This window comes from Streptomyces sp. NPDC111802, assembly GCF_055634335.1.
Map to the genome: position 1 here is coordinate 1 of NZ_JBVKCZ010000199.1, position 1,901 is coordinate 1,901.

The following is a 1,901-nucleotide window of genomic DNA, read 5'->3' on the forward strand; positions in this document are numbered from 1 at the left end:
GCCGCCGTTGGTGGTGGGGAACTCCTTGGCCGGTATTTCGAAGCCGTCCGGGAGGCCACGAGGAAGGACTACGGCGTACTCGTGGCGAGGCCGCAGGGACACAGTCGGGCTCCTACTTCGACGAGCGAAACACAGTGAACACGGGAACCATCCGGTCTCAACTCCCCGTCAGCTGACTGCCAGTTCGCTGGTGGGGATAGGTGCATCGACCGCCGAACGGGCTGGGTGGGGCGGAGCCGCCGTAGTACTCCGAGCCGGGGAAAGCCCGGAGCATGGGGAAGGGCGGCAGCGGTATCGGGAAGGGAAGGACGCTGCAATGCCGAAAGATGCACCGCTGAATAGCGGCGCTCTGCCGGAGGCGGCCCCGGTGGGGCCGCGTCAGCGGGTATCGGAGATGCAGGCCAAGCTTCACCGTTGGGCGGTGGCCGGTCCCGGCCACCGGTTCGACGATCTGTTCAACTTCGTGCACGACCCGGCGACGTTGATGGTGGCGTTTGACCGGGTCGCCGGCAGCCGGGGAGCCAACACGCCCGGCGTTGACGGCCTGAGTGCCGCCGACGTCGAGGAAAGGATCGGCGTCCCCGGGTTCCTGGACGACCTTCGTGCCCGGCTCAAACACGGCACGTTCCGTCCGCTGCCGGTGCGGGAGCGCAAGATTCCCAAGCCAGGTGGGTCGGGAAAGGTGAGGCGACTGGGGATCCCCGTGGTCGCCGACCGGGTCGTCCAGGCCGCGCTGAAGCTGGTGCTGGAACCGATCTTCGAGGCCGATTTCAAGCCGGTCTCCTACGGGTTCCGGCCCAAGCGGCGGGCCCAGGACGCGATTGCCGAGATCCATTTCTATGGCACCCACGGTTACCGCTGGGTGCTGGACGCGGACATCGCGGCGTGTTTCGACGAGATCGACCACGCCGTGCTGATGGACCGGGTCCGGGCAAGGATCAAGGACAAGAAGGTCCTGGCGCTGGTGAAGTCGTTCTTGAAGGCCGGGCTCCTGACGGAACTCGGCGAATATCAGGACACGCTCACCGGCACGCCGCAAGGGGGCATCCTTTCTCCGCTGCTGGCCAACATCGCCCTGTCCGTGCTCGACGAGCACCTGCACCGGGGATGGGAGCCAGGCGGAGAGCTGTCCACCGACTACCGGCGGGGCCGACGCCGGGCCGGTGGCCTGCCGTCGTGGCGGCTGGTTCGCTACGCGGACGACTTCGTCGTCCTGGTCGACGGGACCAGGCAGGACACCGAGACACTGCACGAAGAGATCGCCCAGGTGCTCGCGCCGATTGGGTTGCGGCTGTCACCGGCCAAGACTCAAGTGGTGCATCTGAGCGAGGGGTTCGACTTTCTGGGGTTTCACATCCAGTGGCGCCGCAAGCGCGGAACGAACAAGTGGTACGTCTACACGTTCATCGCCGACCGACCCGTTCGGTCGGTGAAGGCGAAGATCCGTCACCTCACCCACAGAACGTCGCAGCAGGACCTTGCCGTGGTGCTGGTCAATCTGAACCGGATCACTCTCGGCTGGGCCCACTACTTCAGGCATGCCGTCGCGAAACACCTCTTCAGCAAGCTGGACGACCTCGTCTGGTGGAGGCTCATCCGGCTGCTGAGGACACGGCATCACTGGAGCTGGTCGGACGTCCGCAGACGGCTCACCGCCCCCAGCGGGCGGTGGCTGCCGATCAACGCGGACGGGATCGAGTTGCGGAAGATCAGCGCGATCTCGGTCACCCGGTATCGCTACCGCGGCAACAAGATCCCCACCCCCTGGGCTCCTGCACCCACCTGACGGCAGAGACCGTGGAGAGCCCGTTGCCTAGTAATAGGCACGGCGGGTTCGGCGAGAGGTCCGGGGAAACGGACCGGGAGCAATCCCGGCACCGCGCCCCGGGCCTACTCAGCGA

The 1,901-nt window shown here is 66.4% G+C and carries 1 protein-coding gene; it reads left to right on the forward strand.

The features are described 5' to 3' along the window. Window positions 1–421: 421 nt before the first annotated feature. Window positions 422–1,786, forward strand: a complete 1,365-nt coding sequence (gene ltrA / locus ACZ7NC_RS45405) for a group II intron reverse transcriptase/maturase (RefSeq protein ID WP_471498306.1) — start codon at window positions 422–424, stop codon at window positions 1,784–1,786. The last annotated feature ends 115 nt before the right edge of the window (window positions 1,787–1,901 follow it).